This window comes from Streptomyces sp. NPDC048288, assembly GCF_043201555.1.
GTDB lineage: Bacteria > Actinomycetota > Actinomycetes > Streptomycetales > Streptomycetaceae > Streptomyces.
On record NZ_JBICZD010000029.1, the window covers coordinates 1 to 19,654 of the forward strand.

At 71.6% G+C, this 19,654-nt stretch carries 12 protein-coding genes and 1 pseudogene; 7 read left to right on the forward strand and 6 right to left on the reverse strand.

Features of this window, described 5'->3' with window-relative positions:
* Positions 1-390, forward strand: a pseudogene (locus tag ACGFZS_RS49065) (UDP-N-acetylglucosamine--N-acetylglucosamine transferase); the annotation flags it as partial.
* A gap of 384 nt (positions 391-774) precedes the next feature.
* The gene (locus tag ACGFZS_RS49070; protein WP_393800726.1) at positions 775-2,511 is read left to right on the forward strand and encodes a carboxylesterase/lipase family protein; all 1,737 of its coding nucleotides are present in this window, start codon (positions 775-777) and stop codon (positions 2,509-2,511) included.
* Positions 2,512-2,539: 28 nt separating this feature from the next.
* Here the strand turns inward: ACGFZS_RS49070 and ACGFZS_RS49075 are convergent, their stop codons facing one another.
* Positions 2,540-3,349, reverse strand: a complete 810-nt coding sequence (locus ACGFZS_RS49075; protein WP_393800727.1) for a leucine-rich repeat domain-containing protein — start codon at positions 3,347-3,349, stop codon at positions 2,540-2,542.
* 155 nt (positions 3,350-3,504) lie between these two features.
* On the opposite strand from ACGFZS_RS49075, the gene ACGFZS_RS49080 reads away from it, so the two are divergent.
* A complete protein-coding gene (locus ACGFZS_RS49080) occupies positions 3,505-4,050 on the forward strand; it encodes a hypothetical protein (protein ID WP_393800728.1) in 546 nt (181 codons plus the stop codon).
* Between the two features lie 90 nt (positions 4,051-4,140).
* Here the strand turns inward: ACGFZS_RS49080 and ACGFZS_RS49085 are convergent, their stop codons facing one another.
* Positions 4,141-6,903, reverse strand: a complete 2,763-nt coding sequence (locus ACGFZS_RS49085; protein WP_393800729.1) for a pectinesterase family protein — start codon at positions 6,901-6,903, stop codon at positions 4,141-4,143.
* A 240-nt stretch (positions 6,904-7,143) separates the two neighbouring features.
* On the opposite strand from ACGFZS_RS49085, the gene ACGFZS_RS49090 reads away from it, so the two are divergent.
* On the forward strand, positions 7,144-9,297 hold the full coding sequence (locus ACGFZS_RS49090) for a sigma-70 family RNA polymerase sigma factor (RefSeq protein WP_393800730.1): 2,154 nt from the start codon (positions 7,144-7,146) through the stop codon (positions 9,295-9,297).
* A gap of 45 nt (positions 9,298-9,342) precedes the next feature.
* On the opposite strand, the gene ACGFZS_RS49095 is transcribed toward ACGFZS_RS49090, so the two are convergent.
* Positions 9,343-10,251 carry a LysR family transcriptional regulator gene (locus ACGFZS_RS49095; protein ID WP_393800731.1) on the reverse strand — a complete coding sequence of 303 codons (909 nt, stop codon included), beginning with the start codon at positions 10,249-10,251 and terminating at the stop codon, positions 9,343-9,345.
* Between the two features lie 179 nt (positions 10,252-10,430).
* Between ACGFZS_RS49095 and ACGFZS_RS49100 the strand changes: the two genes are divergently transcribed.
* Both ACGFZS_RS49100 and ACGFZS_RS49105 read left to right on the forward strand, forming a co-directional pair.
* Complete coding sequence (locus tag ACGFZS_RS49100; RefSeq protein WP_393800732.1) at positions 10,431-11,228, forward strand: SDR family NAD(P)-dependent oxidoreductase; 798 nt, start codon at positions 10,431-10,433, stop codon at positions 11,226-11,228.
* Positions 11,229-11,492: 264 nt separating this feature from the next.
* The gene (locus tag ACGFZS_RS49105; protein WP_393800733.1) at positions 11,493-13,580 is read left to right on the forward strand and encodes a SpoIIE family protein phosphatase; all 2,088 of its coding nucleotides are present in this window, start codon (positions 11,493-11,495) and stop codon (positions 13,578-13,580) included.
* Here ACGFZS_RS49105 and ACGFZS_RS49110 read toward each other — a convergent pair.
* Positions 13,554-14,225 carry a TetR/AcrR family transcriptional regulator gene (locus tag ACGFZS_RS49110; RefSeq protein ID WP_393800734.1) on the reverse strand — a complete coding sequence of 224 codons (672 nt, stop codon included), beginning with the start codon at positions 14,223-14,225 and terminating at the stop codon, positions 13,554-13,556. The genes ACGFZS_RS49105 and ACGFZS_RS49110 overlap by 27 nt on opposite strands.
* 145 nt (positions 14,226-14,370) lie before the next feature.
* Here ACGFZS_RS49110 and ACGFZS_RS49115 point away from each other — a divergent pair, with 145 nt between their 5' ends.
* Positions 14,371-16,596, forward strand: a complete 2,226-nt coding sequence (locus tag ACGFZS_RS49115) for a 2Fe-2S iron-sulfur cluster-binding protein (protein ID WP_393800735.1) — start codon at positions 14,371-14,373, stop codon at positions 16,594-16,596.
* Between the two features lie 46 nt (positions 16,597-16,642).
* Here the strand turns inward: ACGFZS_RS49115 and ACGFZS_RS49120 are convergent, their stop codons facing one another.
* Entirely contained in the window at positions 16,643-17,311 is a 669-nt protein-coding gene (locus tag ACGFZS_RS49120) for an NAD(P)-dependent oxidoreductase (protein ID WP_393800736.1), read from the reverse strand.
* Positions 17,312-17,357: 46 nt separating this feature from the next.
* Entirely contained in the window at positions 17,358-19,559 is a 2,202-nt protein-coding gene (locus ACGFZS_RS49125) for an MMPL family transporter (protein ID WP_393800737.1), read from the reverse strand.
* Positions 19,560-19,654: the final 95 nt, after the last annotated feature.

A 19,654-nucleotide genomic window follows, 5' to 3' on the forward strand; every position in this document is an offset into this window, starting at 1 on the left:
GCGGGCCTCGCCGTCTGGATCCGCGACCCGGCCGGCCTCGGCCCGGTCCTGGCCGAACTCCTGCACGGACCGCGCGGCCAGGCCCAGCGCACGGCGGGCCTCGCCCTGCACGCCTCGGCCCCCGGACCGGTGGCCGCCATCACCGGCAGGGTCGGGCCACGGCCCACGCCGGGCGCACAGTCCGTGCCAGGCGCGCAGCTCACGCCCGGCACACGGCTCACGCCACGCGCACGGCCCGCACCGGCGCGATTCCCGGGCCGGCGACGGATCGTGCTGGCCGCCACCGTCGCGGCCACGCTCTCGCTGGGCGTCGCCGCCCCGCTCGCCTACGCCTACAACGAGACGCCGGACCGCTTCAGCGCCGTAGCGCACTACCTGGACGGAGACTGAAGACGATCGCGTGTTGTGCCCGGCGGCGGCTCATGGCGATTGCGGCTTGCTTCCCGCTCCCGGCGCACGAGCGGTGGGCCGGCCACCGGTCACCACCTGCGCGAAGAGCGGTCCGAGCGCACACTGCGGCTCATCCGGGAGCGGCCCGGGGAATGCCCGCCCGCGGCCCCCTGGGACCTCCGCCCCGGTCCAGGGCGGCCGTCAGGCAAGGGTGTCAACCCGTCCATCACGCAATCTGAGGCTGCGTCATGGACGCTGTGAGTCGGCGCCGCGCTGTTGTGACAGCCACGCGGCGGGCCCAGCATGAGGCGATCATCCGCCGACCGATCGGTACACGGATCGTGCGTCGGCGGGCCCCCCTTTCCTCGTCGCCAGGGAGACCCCTTGAGTCCGCTGAGTCCGCTGAGTCCGCGAAACGCCTCTGCCCCGCACCACGACGGCACCCCGTTCGGCCGTCGCCGCTTCCTCGCCGGTACCGCGGCCTCCGCCGCCGGTGCAGCCCTCGTCGGCGGTGTGACGGCCGGCCCGGCGCAGGCTTCCGAGCGTGGCGGCGCCGATCGGCCGGTGGTCACGGAGTCGGGTCGGGTGACCGGTGTCCCGGCGGGCCTGGCCGGGGTCACCGTCTACAAGGGCATCCCGTACGCCGCCTCCACCGCCGGGGAGAACCGCTGGCGCGCGCCGCAGCCGGCACCGTCCTGGAAAGGCGTCCGCAAGGCGGACACCTGGGGTGCGGCCTGCCCGCAGCCCGTCACGGGAATCCCCGCCGAGCAGGTCCCGTCCCTGAGCGAGGACTGCCTCAACCTCAACATCTGGACCGGCGCGGCCTCTTCGCGCGAACGCCGCCCGGTCCTCGTCTGGATCTACGGCGGCCGGGCCAGCGCGATGTGGGCCTCGCAGCCGGTCTACGACGGTGCCAACCTGGCGGCCAAGGGCGCGGTCGTCGTCACCTTCAACCACCGGGTCGGAGCCTTCGGGAACCTTGCCCATCCCGGGCTGAGCGCCGAGTCGGGACACGGCGCCTCCGGGAACTGGGGCGTCATGGACACCGTCGCGGTGCTGACGTGGGTCCGGCGCAACATCGCCGCGTTCGGCGGCGATCCCGACCGGGTCACCATCGCCGGCTGGTCCCACGGTGCGTCCTTCGTCAACATCCTGATGATCTCCCGGCTCGCCCGGGGCCTCTACCACCGCGCTCTGCTGTCGTCGGGCGTGCAGTACACCAAGGACCCGGCGCTCGGTCATGTCGCGGGCGGCTACAGCACCCTGGCCGCCGCCGAGGCCAACGGCACCGCCTTCGCCGCCTACCTGGGAGCCTCCGGCGTCGACGGGCTGCGGGAGCTGTCCGCCGAGGAGATCGTCGCCAAGGTCTACGCGTCCGGAGCGCCGAGCGCCGGCACGAGCTTCGGCAACGTCCTGGACGGCTACGTCCTGCCGACGACGTACACCGGCGCGATGGAGTCGCGGTCCGAGACCGACGTGCCGGTCTACACCGGCAACACCAAGGACGAGAACGGCGCCTCCCCGACGCTCGCCATGACGGTCGCCCAGTTCCAGGCGTACGCGGCGAGCACGTTCGGCGACCGGGCGGAGGAGTTCCTCGCCCTCTATCCCGCCGCCACCGACACCGAGGCGGCGGCCCGGTACAACGCCTACGCCCGGGACGAGGAGCGGGTCTCCACCTTCCTGTGGGGCACCCAGTTCAGGAAGACGGCCGGCAACCGAAGCCCCGTCCACACCTACTTCTGGAGCCACGTCCCGCCGGGCACGGACACCAGCAACCCGATCATGCCCGGCCAGGACGCCTCGGCGGCCGGCGCCTACCACGGAGCCGACCTGTACTACCTGTTCGGCGGCCTCGACGGCATCGACCGCCCCTGGACGGCCGACGACCGGAGGATCGCCGACCTCACCTCCTCGTACGTGGTGAACTTCGCCGCCACCGGCAACCCGAACAGCCCCGCCCACAGCGGCCGTTCCCTGCCGGCCTGGCCGGCCCTGCGGACGGGCCGGGCGCTGACGATGGAGATCGGAGACGGCTTCCGCCCGATCCCCGCCGCCGACAGCGAGGCGAAGTCCGCCTTCCTGAAGGGGTATCTGGAGTCACAGACCACGGCTTTCTGAGCGCGCCCCGCGCCCCGCCACCGTCCGGTCAGAACCTGGGTGTCGTACTCGGCGGAGGCTGTTCGGTCGTGCCGCCCCGGTGCGGCGCGGGAACGTAGCCCCGCGCCCCCGGTGGCAGAGCGTCCAGGCACGCCTGGGAGCAGGCGTTGACCAGGAGCGGCAGGACGTCGGTCGCCACCACCCGGGAGAGCCACGCCTGGTGCGGGCCCGTCGCCGGGACCGGCCCGGTGCAGACACCGCAGGTGCGGGCCGCGGTCGTGCCCCAGCGAGCAGGGGCCAGGCCGTCGAGGTCCAGGACCGTGTCGCCGGGCGGGAGGAGAGGCGGGAACGGCGGCCGGTACTTGTAGTTGCCGTAGACCGAGCGTGTGCTCACCGTGCTGTTCACCAGCCGGCCGCACCGCGTGATTTCGTACGGGAACCAGTGCAGCCGTCGTGAGGTGTACGGGCTGAACTCCTCCAGGCTCGTCATGCCGCCGATCTCCGGGGGTATCCGCACCAGGTTGCTCCCGTACAGCACAAGGGTCCGCACCGCCGTCAGCCGCCCGATCGACGCAGGAAGCGTCACGATCTGCCGCCGCTCCTCGGGACTCAGCTCCGTCAGCGGGCGGAACTCCTCCCGCCCGTCGGCCGCCGCCTCGTCGATCAGCTCCAGCAGCCGGAGCCAGCCCGGAGCGCTGGTGTCCTGGATGTCGGCGTGGAAGGTCGTCGCCGTGCCGGGCGGACTCACCCGGCCCTGGCTGAAGCAGTGGCAGCGGTCCTGCCGCGCCCCGGGCCGGGAGTCCATCGCCTCGGGAAAGCGGTTCGGGAAGACCTGCGCGGGCAGCTGTTCGTCCGTCATGGCGCAACGATAGGGATGCGCGCCCGGTGCGGGCGATGGTGCAGCGGGCTACACCATCGACTCGGGAGGCCGCTCCCTGCCGGTGCCGGGCGGGTGACGGAATCGTATTCGGCAGAGAGTCCGACAGCACCGAGCCCCGTCCCGGAGGAAATCCCATGGCGTCGAAATCGCCGTTTGCCCGCCTGAAGTCGTTCGTCGCCGATCTGCTGCTCTGGTCGTTCTTCGCAGCGGGTCTCGCCACCAGCATGGGCGGGGCGGGTGCGTTCCTGGACGGCGCGGCGAAGACCGCCGCGACGCTGGCCGGTGTCACCGTCTCGCTGGTCACGGGTTCCCGCATCACGAAGAAGCCGAGGATCAAGGCGTTCCTGTCGACCCGGCCGGTGCTGTGGTTCCTGTTCCTGTTCAACGGCGGTGTCGCCGCGTTCTCCTACCTCACCGTGGACGGCGCCAAGGGCATCGCGACCGCCGTCGGCATGGGCCTGGTCTCGCTGGGAGCCGCGGGCGGCCTCGTCTCCAGTTACCGCGCCAGGGCTTCGTACGAGGAGCAGGACAACGTCATTCCGTTCCAGCAGCCCGGATACGACGACCAGTACCAGCAGACGGCGTACTCCGCTCCGCTCCATCAGTCGCCCTATCAGTCGCCGTACGACGCCCCGTACCCGCCGGCGTACCGGCCGGCGGACGACACGCACTGGGCATGAGCCAAGGGCGCGGCGGCCGATTCGTCGGGTGAACTCGGTGCAGGGGGCCAGGACCTCGGTGAGGTCCTGGCCCCCTGTCGGGTCATGCGGTCACTTGACGGAGGACTTGCTCTGCAGCAGGTAGGCCGAACCCGAAGTCGGCTTGATGGTGGTGGACTTCGTGCTCACCGTGGCGTTGCGGACGGTCAGCCCGGTATTGGCGCTGATGGTGACCGAGGACAGGGTGATCCCGGTGATCGGCTGTTCCGGGAGGCCGACGATCGTGCCCGCTTCCCGGGCCCCGGTCGCGGTGACACCGGAGATGGTGATGCCGTGGTAATTCGGGGTGGTGCCGGTGATCGCCTGGGCGGCGTCGCCGTCCGCGGGGACCTTCGGGTAGTACTCGACGATCTGGACGGGCGTCGTCACGTCGGTCATCTTCAGGTTCCGGTAGGTGATGTCGTGGATGTCGCCGCCGCGGTCGCGAGCCGTCTTGATCCGGACCCCCGCCGTGGTGCCGTTGAGGGTGTTGTCGTGGATGTCGATGTTGTAGACACCGCCCGCCGTGTAGCTGCCGATGGACAGGCCGTGGCCGTGCAGGATCGTGCAGTCGCTCAGCGAGATGTCGTGGGCGGGCCCGCCGGACGGCGAGGAGTCGATGGCGATGTCGTCGTCACCGGCGTCGATGGTGCTGTTGGTCACCGCGACGTCGGACGACGACCAGACGTCGATCCCGTCGGTGTTGGGGGAGTCCGAGGGCGAGGAGATGGTGATCCTGTCGACGGCTGCCTGGGTGACCTTCTTCAGCACGATGTGCACGTTGGGGGCGTTCTTGAGGGTGATGCCGTTGATCTTCAGGTTGGCGGCGTCGGTGACGGAGACCAGGGTCGGCCGGGCCGACAGGGTCGCCTTGCCCGCCGCCTTCTCGGCCTTGATCACGGCCCACCAGGGAGCGCCCTGGCCGTCGATGGTGCCCGCGCCGGTGACGGTGAGGTTCTTCGTGCCCGCCGCGGACAGCAGAGGCGGCAGCCGCCCCGCCGTGACGGGGTAGTCGGCGGTGTCATCCGAGGCGAGCAGGGTCGCTCCGGCGTCGATCCTGAAGGTGAGGTCGCTCGCCAGGTTCAGCGGACCCGAGAGGTACTTGCCGCTGGTCAGCTCCACCGTTCCCTTGCCCGCGCAGGCGTTGATCGCCTTCTGCAGGGCGGCCGTGTCCTTCGTCGTGCCGTCGGCCTTCGCACCGTAGGAGGTGGGCTTGCAGACCATGGCGGACGAGGTGGTGGTCGATGCGGTGGTGGCCGTTCCGGTCGTGGAAGCCGTGGCCGCCGCGGCCATCGGGTTCCAGCCGTCGGACCCGGCCAGGTACTTCGCCGGGGTGTAGTTCGCCGCCTGGGCCGCGCTCAGCTGCGCCCGGTTGGCGTTGACCGTCGCGCCCGCGCCCTTGTTGCCGTACTCGCTGAAGCGGGCGGCCTTCCAGGTGGCGGTGCCCATGTCGCTCCAGGGCTGGGCCGTGTCGACGAAGGACCCGAGGGTGGACTCGCGGTACAGCACCTGGGCGTCCTGCCGCCACGGGCGGCCGAGGCTGGTGGTGCCCGCGGTGCCGTCGCCGGTGATGTCCGACTTGTAGAAGAGGTACCCGTAGGTCTTGGCCGCCGGAGTGCTGGCCGCGGTGACGTAGCCGCCGTTGCCCAGGTGGTGGATTTCGTCCTGGTCGAAGACCGCGGTCCCGCCGCCGAAGATGAAGTCGACGTTGCCCTCCACGTACGACTTCAGGAAGTAGGCCCGCGCGTTGTTGTTGACCAGCAGGGTGTCCTGGTGGCCGAGGACCCGCACGTTCGTGAACACGGCCCGGTCGGCGTCGAGGTTGAGCGCCACCGCCTGGCTCGGGGCGGCCGCGTAGTCGTAGTCGTTGGAGATGGTCAGGTTCGACGCGGAGAAGTCGTGCCCGTACACGGCGGCGGTCGCGCTGTCGCCGGTTCCGTACGCCGTTCCGTCCGACTTCTTCACACCGGAGGCGTGCCGCTCCACGAGCACGACGTCGGAGGCGGCGGCGCCGAGGCCCTTGAGCGTGACATAGGGCTTGGTGGCCGGGACGGTGAAGACACCCCGGTAGGTGCCTTTCTTGACGGCGATGGTCACCGGCTTGGCGTTGTTCACCGGGACCTTGTCGATCGCCGCCTGGACGGTGGTGACGTCTCCGCTGCCGTCCGCGGCCACGGTGATGGTCGTACCGGAGGAGGCCGCCGTGCCCGACGAGCCCGTCGAGGACGAGGAACCCGTGCCGGCCGAGGTGCTCCCGACCGCCTTCAGCGACCACCGCTTGTTGCTGTTGGTGGTGCAGGTCTCCTGGACGACGGCGGCACCGGGCGCGGTGCTCGCCCCCGCGTCGCTCACGCACAGGCCGCTGCTGACGCTGACGATCTGGTACGTGTTGTCGCGGGCCGGCTTCACCGTCCACAACTGGTTGGCCTGGTCGGTCCCGCAGCCCCACTGCTGGAGGCGGACCCCGCTCGCCTTGGAGGCGTCCGGGACGTCGAGGCACAGCCCGCTGGCCACGGACTTGATGATGAACCTGCCCGACCCGCGGTCGACCAGGGTCCACTGCTGGTTGCTCTGCGCTGCGGCGCAGCCCCACTGCTGGATCAGCGTGCCGGAGGCCGAACCGCCCCCGATGAGATCCATGCACAGGCCGCTCTTCGCGACCGCGAGGGTGTACGTGCCCGCCTTGGCGTCGGCCGTCTGCGCCCCGGAGCCCACCGCCACGGTGGCCGCCGTCGCGACACCACCCACGACGATCAGGGTCGCCACGCCGGCCGGGGCCGCGATGCGCAACCGGGGCCGCTTGCTCCGGGCCCGCTTGCCGCGACTTTGGTACATGCCGTTCGGTTCCTTTCTCCGCTGTCACTACGGAGACGGACCGGCCCGGCAACCCATAACAAGGTTTCGCCCACGAGTTTCAGGAACCAGGTTTGGCACGCCGATCGGCGGTCCCCGGCCCGCACTTGGCGCGGTCGGGGGCCCGTGCCATCATGACCGCCTCCCCCCGAGTGATGACTCTGTGAGGAAGTTTTGCGCAAGGCTTCAGGGCCGCCCACGGCGGTCGACACGGCCGCGCGGTTGTCTGGAACGGACCTGGTCAACGCCGCCCGATCCGGTGACACCCACGCACAGGCCGCACTGTTCGACGAGTATCTGCCGCTGATCTACAACGTGATCGGGCGGGGACTGCACGGTCATCCGGACGTGGACGACGCCGTCCAGGAGACCATGCTGCGCGCCCTGCGGGCGCTGCCCCGGCTGCGGGAGCCGGAGCGGTTCCGGTCGTGGATCGTGGCCATCGCGATCCGCCAGATCCATGATCACGGACGTCGGCGCAAGGCCGCGCTGGTTCGCCAGGCGCCCCTGACCGAAGCCGACGACCTCCCCGACGGCGGCGCCGACTTCGCCGAAGTCACCGTCGACCGGCAGACCTTGGCCGACGCGGGCGGCGAACTGCTGGAAGCCAGCCGCTGGCTCAGTGACGACCAGCGTCGGACCATGGCCCTGTGGTGGCAGGAAGCCGCCGGACAGCTGAGCCGCAAGGAGGTCGCCGAGGCGCTCGACCTGAGCGTTCCGCACACCGCCGTCCGCATCCAGCGGATGAAGGCCAAGCTCGAACTCGCCGTCCGGGTGCTCGCCGCGTGGCGGGCCCGCCCGCGCTGCCCCGGACTCGACTCGGCGACCGGCGGCGATGCCGCCGCACCCGGAGCGCGAGCGCTCACCAGACTCGGCCGCCATGTGACGGACTGCCCGCGCTGTCAGGCGGCGGCCACCTGGGACTCGATCGACAACGTCCCCATCCGCCTCGGCGGGCTGGCCGTCCCGGCGGCCCTGGCGGCGGGGATCCCGGGCCTGGTCGCCCGGCACGGTGTGGCCTCCGGCCTGCTGTCCTCGCTGTGGCACGCTCTCCAGCACGGCGCGGGGCGACTGGTTCCGGCCAAGACAGCCGCGGCGGTCGGCGCCACGGTCACCCTGGCCGCCGTCACCGGGCTCGCGATCCACCAGTACACGCCGTCCCCGCACCACGCCGCACCGGCGGCACCCGGCACCTCCCCGACCGCGGTCGCGAGCGCCGCGCGTCTGCCCGGCCCCGCCTCCTCGGCCGCCCGCGAGACACCCTCCGCCACGCCGACCCACGCCTACTCCGGTGTGTCCACCGCCGACTACTACGTCGCCCCCGACGGCGACGACGCCAACCCGGGCACCCTCACCCGACCGTTTGCGACAGTGACCCATGCGGTCGCCGAAGCCAGGCCCGGCCAGACGGTGGCCGTCCGTGGCGGAACGTATCGCCCCGGCGCCACGGTCGCCCTCAAGGCCTCCGGTACGGCGGACCACCGGATCGTCGTGAGCAACTACCGTGACGAGCGGCCCGTGTTCGACGGATCCAGACTCGCGTCCGGCACCTGGTTCCTCGTCCAGAGCGGCGCGTACGTCACGGTCCAGGGCATCGAGATCGTCCACGCCCCCGATGTCGCCTACGCCTGCGGCTCCTGCCACGACAACGCCTTCACGCGCCTCAGCGTCCACGACAACGGCCGGATCGGACTCCTGCTCCACGGTGCCGGAACCACCGACAACCTGGTCCTGAACAGCGACTTCTTCGACAACCACGAGACCGGGTCCACCGGCGGGCGGGCCGACGGGCTGCTGTTCCAGGAGGGCTCCGGCATTGGCAACCGGATCCAGGGCTGCCGGGCGTACGACAACTCCGGTGACGGCCTCGACGTCAGCTCGTTCCTCGGCGCCGTCACCATCGACCGGACCTGGGCGTTCGGCAACGGCGTCAACCACTGGGGCACCGCGGACTTCGCCGCCGGCGGCAGCGGCTTCAAACTCGGCGGGGGTACGACCGCCCAGAGCGCCCAGACCGTCACGGACAGCGCGGCCTGGGACAACGCCGGCTTCGGGTTCACCGAGCTCGGCACCACGGGCGCCCCCAGGCTCACCCATGACACGGCCTACCGCAACGGAGCGGCCGGCTTCGCCTTCGTCCACATGGCCGCGACCCTGGAAGCGAACCTCGCGGTCGCGAACAAGCCGGACTCGTGGCTGGGCAGCGCGGCCACTCACAGCGGCAACTCCTGGGACCAGCAGGGATGGACGGCCGCGGATCTGCGCCTCACCGACACGGCCTCCACGACCGCCCCGCGCCGGTCCGACGGCAGCCTGCCGCGCACACGGTTCCTGACCAACACCCGCGACGCCTCGACAGGAGCCACGATGTCGTGAGCACCCCGGCCGCCACCGACCCGCGGGCGGCGACCGGGATCCTGTCTACGAAGACGCCTCGGCGAGGACACCGCGGACCGTGTCGCGCAGCCAGCGCTGGGCCGGGTCGTCGTCGAGGCGGGGGTGCCAGGTCATGTGGTAGCGCAGCGGGGGGATCTCCCGGGGTGCCGGAAGGGTGCGCAGGGCGGGGTCGGACGCGTGCTCGGCGGCGATGCGGTGGGGGAGGGTGGCGATGAGGCGGGTGCCCGGCACGGCCAGGGGCGCCAAGGAGTGATAGGGCACGGTCAGTCCGGCCCGGCGCGGGGTGCGGAGCTGGACCAGGAGATCGTCGATCGCCGTCTGCCGGCCGCCGACGGTGGCGACGATCACGTGCGTGGAGTCGAGGTAGTCGTCCAGCGCGAGCAGCGACCGGTCGGCCAGCGGGTGGTCCCGCGACATGACGCACACGAACGGGTCGTCGAACAGGCGCTCGGTCCGCAGGCCCGGGACGGGCTTCGTGGTGGCGTAGAAGAGCAGGTCGACCAGGCCGCGTTCGATGTCCTCGAAGACCCCGTCGTGCCACCTGCCGAAGTGCAGGGTGGAGCGCGGGGAGTCCCTGACCGCGCGCTGGAAGAGGCCGGGGACGAAGACCGAGGCATAGTCGGTGCCGGCGATCCGGAAGGCTTCGGCCGCGTCGGCCGGGTCGAAGCGCTCCGGTGCGAACAGTGTCTCCAATCGCGGCAGGGCCGCGCCCAGTTGACGCTGGATGCGTTCGGCGCGCGGGGTGAGCTGGTACCCGGTCGGCGTCCGGACCAGCAGGTCGTCGCCGAAGGTGTCCCGCAGCCGCTGCAGGGCCCTGCTCATCGCCGGCTGGCTCATCCCGGCCACCTCGGCCGCGCGGGAGACGTGCCGCTCCGCGAGCAGCGCGGCCAGCGGGCCGAGGAGGTTCAGGTCCACCCGTTCGATATGCACCATCCGCATATTCTAAATATCAAAGATTCATTAGACAAATAATGGCGGGAAGGCGGAGGGTGTGCGCACCGACCAACACAGGAGACCCCCATGTCCACCGTCCTCATCACCGGCGCCGCCACCGGAATCGGGAACCTCACCGCCAAGGCACTCGCCCGCGCCGGCACCGCGTCTACGCGACGATGCGCGGCCCCGAGGGCCGCAACGCCCCGCGCGCCAGGGAACTGCGCGACGTCGCCGCCGCCCGGGGCGTGGACATCCGCGTCATCGAACTCGACGTCACCTCACAGGAGTCGGCCGACGCCGCCGTCGAAACGGTCATCGCCGAGAGCGGCGACCTCGACGTGGTCATTCACAACGCCGGGCACCTGGTGGTCGGTTACGTGGAGGCGTTCAGCGCCGAGGAGATCGCCCACCTCATCGACGTGAACACCCTGGGCGTTCAGCGCCTCAACCGAGCCGTGCTGCCCCACCTGCGTGGCCGCGGCCGGGGCACCCTGCTCTACGTCGGCAGCACCACATCCGTCACCGCGCCCCCCTTCCTCGGCCCCTACGTCGTCTCCAAGGCGGCGATGGACTCGCTCGCCCTGGTCACCTCCTACGAGGTCTCCCAGTTCGGCATCGAGACCGTGATCGTCATGCCCGGACCCTTCACCGAGGGCACCGACCACTTCCCCAAGGCCGGCCGGGCCGCCGACACCGCCGTGGCCGACGCGTACCGGGCCCTGGACCCGCTGGTCGACCGCAACGAGGAGGCCACCGCGAGCCTGTTCACGCCCGGCACCACGGCCGACCCCGTCGTCGTCGCCGAGGAGATCACCCGCCTCCTGGACCTGCCCTACGGCGAGCGCCCCTTCCGCGCGGTGGTCGACCTGACCGACTCCGGCGTCGACCGGGCCGGCGCCGTCGTCACCGAGGCGCGGGAGGACTTCGTCCGCCGTATGGGTTTCGGCCAGGTCCTGGAGCTGCGCCGCACCTGACCCCGAACCCTCGGCCCGCTTCGACAAGGGAGACCGCCCCGGCCGAGGCGAGCCGCGCGCCCGGTGACCGGGCCCGCACTCCGTGGGGTACAGGTGTTAGCGTGACTGTGCGGAATGGGTTGTTTTTCATGCTTTTACCCACTTGAGCAGAGCGTTCCCTGCGGACGGGCAGGAGGCGAGACAGTGGCAGCTGGAGAGCCCGGCCCCGGGAGCCGTACGGAGAGGGCGCAGCCGTCGTGGCCCTGTCTGTCGGCGGTCTCGGACGTGCGACCGCGAGACGCGGAGACACTGTCGGTGGCGCTCCAGCAGGTGACGACATGCCTGGGAGGACTGGGTGCCGCCGTGCACCGGCTCGATCCCGGCGCCCACAGGCTGATCCTCGTCGCCACCAACGGTCCCGCCGCTGCCGACGTCCAGGCATGGGCGGAACTGGGCGAGGACGAGGGAGAGGCACCCGTCGCCGCTCTTCGGCGCGGTGCCTACACATGGGTGAGCGGAGACAATCTCGGAGTCGGGGCGGCCGGCACCGTGGCGATCCCCCTGGTCGGCATCGACGGACCGATCGGTGTGCTGTCGGGGCTCGCGGCCGGGCCGGGCGAACCGGACGAGGTACGGCGGTCCTTTCTGCGTACGGTGGCACAGTGGGTCGGCACGGGTCTGATCGGCCCGCCGGGCACACCACCCGGGCCGAGTTCCGTCTCCGCGGCGGCGCGTTCCGTCCGGATGAGCGAGTTGACGGTCGCGCTCGCCGAGGCGATCAGCACGCAGGACGTCGCCCGTGCCGTCGCGGACTACATCCAGGCCCCGTTCGGCGCCGACGGGCTGGTCCTCGAAGTGCTCGAAGCCGGCCGGCTGCACGTGGTCGGCTCCGCCGGTTACCCACCGGAATTCCTGCGGGTGGTCGAGGGAATCCCACTCGAAGCCAATGAGACCGTCCGCGACGTGGTGAGCACGCGCACACCCCGCTTCATCGAGTCGCGCGCCGAGATCTACCGGCGCTACCCGGCGCTGCGTGCGGTGAACGAGCTGTCGCCGAAGGAGGCCTGGGCGTTCCTGCCGCTGATCGCCTCCGGACGCGTCATCGGCCTGTGCGTCGTGTCCTTCAGCCGGCCGCGTTCCTTCAGCGAAGGGGCCCGCGTATGGCTGATGGCCCTGAGTGGCCTGGTCGGCCAGGCACTGGAGCGGGCCCGCCTGTACGACATGGAGCACGCCCGCGCCCAGGAGCTGCAGCGCGGCCTGCTGCCCAAGACCCTGCCCTGTCTGCCCGCCGCCTGCGCCGTCGCCCGTTATCTCCCGGCGGGCCGGGGCGAGGAGGTGGGAGGCGACTGGTACGACGTGATCCCGCTGCCCGCCGACCGGGTCGCCCTGGTGATCGGCGACGTGATGGGCCACGGCATCACGGAGGCGGCCACCATGGGACGGCTGCGCACCGCGGTCCGCACGCTGGCCGACCTGGACATCCCGCCCGACGAGCTGTTCAGCCGTCTGAACGACCTGGTCAGCGAGGTCAGCGAGGACACTTACGCCACATGCCTGTACGCCGTCTTCGACCCGGTCGCCGCCACCTTCTCGTACTCCCTGGCCGGTCACCCGCCACCGATCGTCGTCCGCCCCGACGGCACCGTCCACACCGCCGACGCGGCCCCCGACCCGCCGCTGGGTGCCGCCAAGCCCCCCTTCGGGCTCCACCGGCTGCACCTCTCGGACGGGAGCATGCTCGCGCTGTGCACCGACGGACTCGTCGAATCCGCCACCCGGGACGTGGACCAGGGAATGGCGCAACTCCGGCAGATCCTCGCCGAGGCCGCGACCTCCGTCCCCCACCCCACGACCGGCGGGGAGGGCGACGACATCCGCCACCTGGAGAACCTGTGCGACAGGGTCGTCTCGGCGCTGCTGCCCGACCGGGGGCAGATGAAGGACGACGCGGGGCTGCTCATCGTCCGTGTCCGGTGCACCGCCCCCCATGACGTCATCTCCTGGAACCTTCCGGTGGATCCCCGGGCCGCCGGGCAGGCACGGGACCACATCCGCACGCAGCTGCGCGACTGGGACCTCGACGACCTGGTGCTCACCACCGAACTGCTGGTGAGCGAACTGGTCGGCAACGTCGTCCGCCACGCCACGGGCCCGGTCCATCTGCGACTGCTCCGCAGCCGCGCCCTGACCTGCGAGGTCTACGACGGCAGCCTCACCACTCCCCGCATCCGCCACCCCACCCACACCGACGAGGGCGGACGCGGCCTGCAACTCGTCGCCGCCCTCTCCCGCCGCTGGGGCGCCCGCTACCTCCAGGACGGCAAGTGCATCTGGACCGAGCAGGACCTACCGGACCGGGCCGGGGTCGCCTGACCAGGCATCGTGGCCGCCGCGTGGCTGGCGACCGCCGCGCAGATAGCGCGTGACCATGTCGACGAGTTCGTTCTCGAAGGTCTCGACGGGGACGGTCCGCGGGCCGGCCATGAGCTTGTGCGTGTTCGTCTCCACCGTGAACACGATGAGTTCGGCGGCGATGCCGAGATCACCTACGTGGACGTCCGGGTGCCGGGCCAGGAGATCCTGAACCTGGGCGACGCGCTTGCGGCCGTGCCGCTCGATCGTGTCGAGCAGGTCCTGGGAGAGCCGCGCCTCCTCGATCATGATCCGCAACAGCTGGGGATCGTCACGGTGGTTGTCGATCGCGTCGCGGACCAGGGCCCGCACCGTCGTCTCCAGACTCCCGGGGGACAGGTCGAGCCGGTCGGCCTGGGTCCAGGTGCCGCGGTCGATGTGGCGCACCATCAGCTCGGCCAGGATCGCGTCCTTGTTCGGGAAGTACTGGTACAGCGAGCCGATGGAGATTCGGGCCTGTTCGGCGATGCGGTTGGTGGTCCCGGCGGCATAGCCGTACTCGGCGAAAACGTGAGCAGCGGCGGTGAGGATCCGCTCCCGGGTGAGCTCGGCGCGCACCTGGCGAGGCCTGCGACGTGGTTGAAGGTGACGGTCGGCCGACGGCATCCGGGGTCCTTCCCGACGTACGAAACGCGAGTAGCCAAAGAGGCGAGCTATTGCTCACAATACTGCCATGACCTGCGGAAACAAGGTCATGCACGGTGACGCGAGCAAAGGCGATCACCGCGTTCGCCGACGGGAGGGGACCCCTGTGCAGGAAGTGGACCGAGCGAGCGCTCCGCGCCGGCTGACCGCGGCGGACGAGATCGAGACGGCCATCGGCCGCCCCGCGCCCATGATCATGCGCAAGCAGATCAGCGCCCTCGACGAGGGCTGCCGTACCGTCCTCGCCCGGTGCCCGATCGCGGCCTTCGGCTACCGCGACGCCGACGGCACCAGCAGGACGACCTTCATCGGCGGCACACCCGGGTTCGCGCGCGTCCACTCGCCCACGCGGATCTCGTTCCCCTGGCACGGGCCCGGCGCCCCGCAGGGCCCGGTCTCGTTCTTCTTCCTGCTGCCGGGCATCGGCGAGATCCTCCGCGTCAACGGCTCGGTGGCGACGAACAAGGGCGCGCGCACGACGGTCGAGATCCAGGAGGCCTACGTCCACTGCGCGCAGGCCGTCCTCCGGTCCCGGCTGTGGCAGCCGCCCGCCCCGACGGGAACGGTGGCCGGGACCACGACCGCGGACGGCCCACTGGGGCGGCCCGGAGTCGCCGAGTTCCTGGCGGCGGCGCCGTTCCTCGCGCTGTCCACCTGGGACGCCGCCGGCGGGAGCGACACCAGTCCGCGCGGGGACCGGCAGGCGGCGGCGCGGATCCTGGACGGCCGCACGCTCGTCGTCCCGGACCGCAAGGGCAACAAGCGCGCCGACACGCTCCACAACCTGCTGCGGGACGACCGGCTCTCGTTCGCCGCACTGCTGCCGGGGCGCGCCGGGGTGCTGCACGTCCGGGGCCGGGGCGCGATCACCGACGATCCCGCGCTCCTGGAGACGATGGCGCTGCGCGGGATGCCCCCGCAGCTGGCGCTCCTCATCGACGTCGAGCACGCCGAGGTGACCGGCAACGACGCCGTGGCACGCGCCCGCCTCTGGACCCCCGGCGCCCACCTCGACCGTGCCACCGTGCCGGACCTCCTGGCGCTCGGAGGGGCGCACCTCGCCGCCAACTCGGCGGAATCCGGGAGCGGTTCGACCGCCTTCCTGGTGCGGGCGGTCGGCGCGATCCCGGGGGTGACCCGGCTGCTCCGGCTGGCGATGAACCGCGCCTACCGATCCGGTCTCGGCAAGGAGGGCTACGAGGACGTCGAGCCCGGCGCCGGCGCGGACGGCGGCGCCGGCGCCGCCGGCCGGGGTCGGCGTGGGCGCCGAGGCCGACGCCCCGTCCCCTTCTCCGTCGCCGGGACGGAGCACCACGGTCTGCGCCAGGTGCGCATCGCCGAGGTGCGCAGGGAGACACCGAGCGCCGTGACCCTCGTACTGGAAGATGCCGACGCGCGGCGGCAGGGGGCGTTCGACTTCCGGCCCGGCCAGTTCTTCACCCTCGTCGCCGACATCGACGGCCGTGCCGTGCGCCGGGCGTACTCGGCCTCGTCGGTGCCCGGGGCGCCCCGCCTGGAGGTCACCGTCAAGCAGGTCGAGGGCGGCCGGTTCTCCACGCACGCACACCGCGCCCTGCGCGCCGGGGACCGCCTCGCGGTGCGTGGGCCGTCGGGGTCCTTCCACGCCGGACCGCAGCCCCCGGACGAGGTCGTGCTGGTCGCGGCGGGGAGTGGGGTGACGCCCCTGATGAGCATGATCCGCACCCGGCTCGCCGTCCCGTCGGGCCGGGACCGGATCGCGCTGCTCTACAGCAGCCGCAGCGCGGACGAGATCATCTTCGGTGACGAGCTGACCCGCCTGGCCGAGGACCATCCCGGCCGGTTGTCGGTCACCCACGTGCTGACCCGCCGGGACGGGCGCCTCGACGCGGACGGTGTACGCCGCTGGGTCGCGGGCCTGTCCCCGGCCCCGGACGCCCACTACTTCGTCTGCGGCCCCGAACCGCTGACCGACGCCGTCCGCACCGTCCTCGCCGGGCGCGAAGTCCCGGACGAACAGGTGCACCACGAGCGCTACACCAGCGGAGCGGAGACCGGTACCCCGGTGACCGTGCCGCAGGAGATGACCGTCGAGGAGGACGGGCACCCCGTCGGCACGGCGGTGGTCGAGCCCGGACGGACCCTGCTCGACGCGGGACTCGCCGCCGGCCTCCCGCTGCCGTACTCCTGCACGGTCGGCAACTGCGGCGAGTGCGTGGTGCGGCTCCGTGGCGGCGAGGTCACCCAGGACGAGCCCAACTGCCTCACCCCGCGGCAGAAATCCGACGGGTACGTGCTGACGTGCGTGAGCCGCCCCCTGTCGAAGGTCACCCTCGACATCACGGACCCGTGACCGACACTCGCCGCAGCCGGGTTTGCCGACGCCCGGCCGTGCGGGATCAACCGGCCTGGTGCGACGGCTTCCAGCCGGTCTCGGTCGTGATGAGCAGCCGTTGCTCGGAGGGATCGCTGGTCGTCACGATGTCGAGCAGCGCGGACGCGGCGTTCGCGAACGGCAGCGTGGGCAGCCCGGGGACCTTGGCGACCTGGTCGAGGCGCTTGACGGCCGCCGAAGGGGCCGCCGGGGCGTCCTTGAGGTTGACCGGGTAGACGGTCGTCCAGTGCAGGCCGGTCGAAGGGAGGATCTCCTCGGCGAGTTCCTTGTCCTTGAAGATGGGGGCGACGACGGTGCGGTAGACGAGCCGGGCCGGCAACGACCCCTTCCGCGCCGTATCCCCGACACCGAACGCGGAGACCAGCACGAACCGTTGGATGCCCGCGTTACGGGTCGCACGGGTGATGACCGGCAGGGTGCGTTGCATCAGGTCGATCGGCTTCCTCGCGCGCAGCGGTACGCCGATGCACGAGAGCACGGCGTCCGCTCCGACGAAGGCCTTGGACAGGGCGGCTTCGTCGTCCAGCGATCCCTGGACGACCGTCAGTCCGGCGCGCGGGGCGAGGGCATCGGCGCGGCGGACGTAGGCGATGGCTTCGTGGCCGTGGGAAAGGGCCTGTTCGAGGAAGCGGGAGCCGATGTTTCCGGTGGCGCCCAGGACGGCGATCTTCATTTCTGTCTCCTGACGGGGATGAGGGGGGTGTCGGCGGGTGCCGGGGTCATCGCACGGCTGCCTTCTCGTGCTCGTCGTCCCGCTGCGGTGCGGTGCGTACGGGGAGGTCCGCGCCCTCGATGTCCACGTTGGGCAGCGCGCGGTCGAGCCGGCGGGGGAGGCTCCAGGCGCGGCGGCCGAGGAGGGCCATGGCGGCCGGGACGAGCGTCATGCGGACGACGAAGGCGTCGATGAGCACGCCGACGGCGAGCGCGAAGCCGATGGACTTGATGACGGGGTCCTCGTTGAAGATGAACCCGGCGAACACCGCCGCCATGATGAGCGCGGCGGCGCTGACGACGCGTCCGCTGCGGGCGACGCCGTGCACGACGGCCTGCTGCGGGTCGCGCGTGTTCTCGTGGTGCTCGCGCATCCGGCTGACGAGGAACACCTCGTAGTCCATGGCGAGTCCGAACAGGACCCCGATGAGGAGGACCGGCAGGAAGCTCGTCACCGGTCCGGCCGAGGGGATGGCGAGCGGGCCGTCGAGGTGGCCGTACTGGAAGACCCAGACCGTGGTGCCGATGGCGGCCGCGATCGAGAGCAGGAAGCCGAGGGTCGCCTTGAGCGGTACCAGCAGCGACCGGAAGGCGAGCGTGAGCAGGATCAGCGCGAGGATCACGATGATCGTGACGAAGAGCGGGAGGGCGCCGGAGAGTTTGTGGGCGACGTCGATGGCCGCCGCGGTCTGGCCGGCGAGGTAGAGGGTGCCGCCGGCCTCGGCGACGGTCGGGGCGTTGTCGCGGAGGCGGTGGACCAGGTCGGTGGTGGCCTGGGCGTCGGGTCCGGTCCTCGGTACGACGGCCATCACGACGAGGCTCCGGTCGGAGTTGGCGACCGGCTTCGACACGGCCGCCACGTCGGAGTCCCCGGCCAGCGACGTGCGCAGGGCGGTGACGGTGGCCGTGACCTTCCCGGCGGGTATGTCCCCGGTCTCGACGACGGCGACGAGGGTCGCGTTGAAGCCCGCGCCGAAGCCCTCCGACAGCAGGTCGTAGCTCTTGTGCTGGGTGCTGGAGGTGGGTGAGGAGGCGTAACTGGGCAGTCCCAGGCGGAGGTTGCGGGCGGGCAGGGCGAGGGCGAGGAGCGCGACCACGCCCGTGAGGAGGATGATCAGCGGGCGGCGGGTGACCGCACGGGCCCAGGCCAGGCCCCAGGCACCGGGGACGCGCTCGCGGCGGCCGGCTTTCGGCTGCCGGGGCTTGGGCCGTAGCCGCTCGCCGAACAGGCCGAGCACGGCCGGGACCAGGCTGACGGCGATGAGCACGGCGATCAGCACGGTCGCGGCGGCGGACAGGCCCATGACGGCCAGGAAGGGAATGCCGGTCGCGCACAGAGCGGCCAGGGCGATGACGACGGTGGCCCCGGCGAAGACGACCGCGCTGCCCGCGGTGGCCACGGCCCGGGCGATCGAGTCCTCGACGTCCATGTCGGGGTCGGTGAGCTGTTCGCGGTGGCGGGAGATGATGAACAGGGTGTAGTCGATGCCCACCGCCAGGCCGATCATGAGCGCGAGCACGGTGGACGTGCCGGTGATCGACACCCATGTCGAGACGAACTTCACGCCCAGCACACCGATGGCCACGCCCACGACGGCGGTCAGCAGCGGCAGTCCGGCCGCCACGAGCGATCCGAGGGTGACGGCGAGGACGACGAGGGCCAGCACGACGCCGACCAGCTCGGCGGGGCCGCCGACCTTGGTCTCGGCCTTCATCGCCGTTCCGCCGTACTCGACCTCCAGCCCCGCCTTGCCGGCCTGGGCCATGGCGCCGCTCAGCGCGTCCTTGGCGTCCTGGGTGACGTCGGCGGCGTCCTGCCGGAAGCGGACGTCGGCGTAGCCGATGCGCTTGTCGGCGGAGAGGGACCCGGTCCTGAACGGGTCGGTGACCTGTACGACCCCCGGGATCTTCGCCGCCTTCGCCAGCCCCTGCTCGATGGCTGTCCTGCTCGCCGTCTTCGTCAGGGTGCCTCCCTCGGGCGCCGCGTAGACCACGCGGACCACGCCGCCGGCGGCGTCCGGGAACTTCTTCTCCAGGAGGTCCTGGGCCTGCTGCGACTCGATGCCCGGCACCGTGAAGTCCGAGGCCACCTTGCCGTGGACGGTGATCCCGAGCGCGCCGACCGCGGTCAGCAGGAGGATCCAGGCCGCGATGACCCGGCCGCGGCGGCGTACCGCCAGCAGCGCCCATGTGTAGAGGCGAGACGCCATGTCCGCGCCGTCCTTTCGTCGTGCCGTCCGGGTGCCGTGGCGGCACCCGTCATGAGATGCAGCCTAAGGCATAATTACACTCGACTGTAAAATAG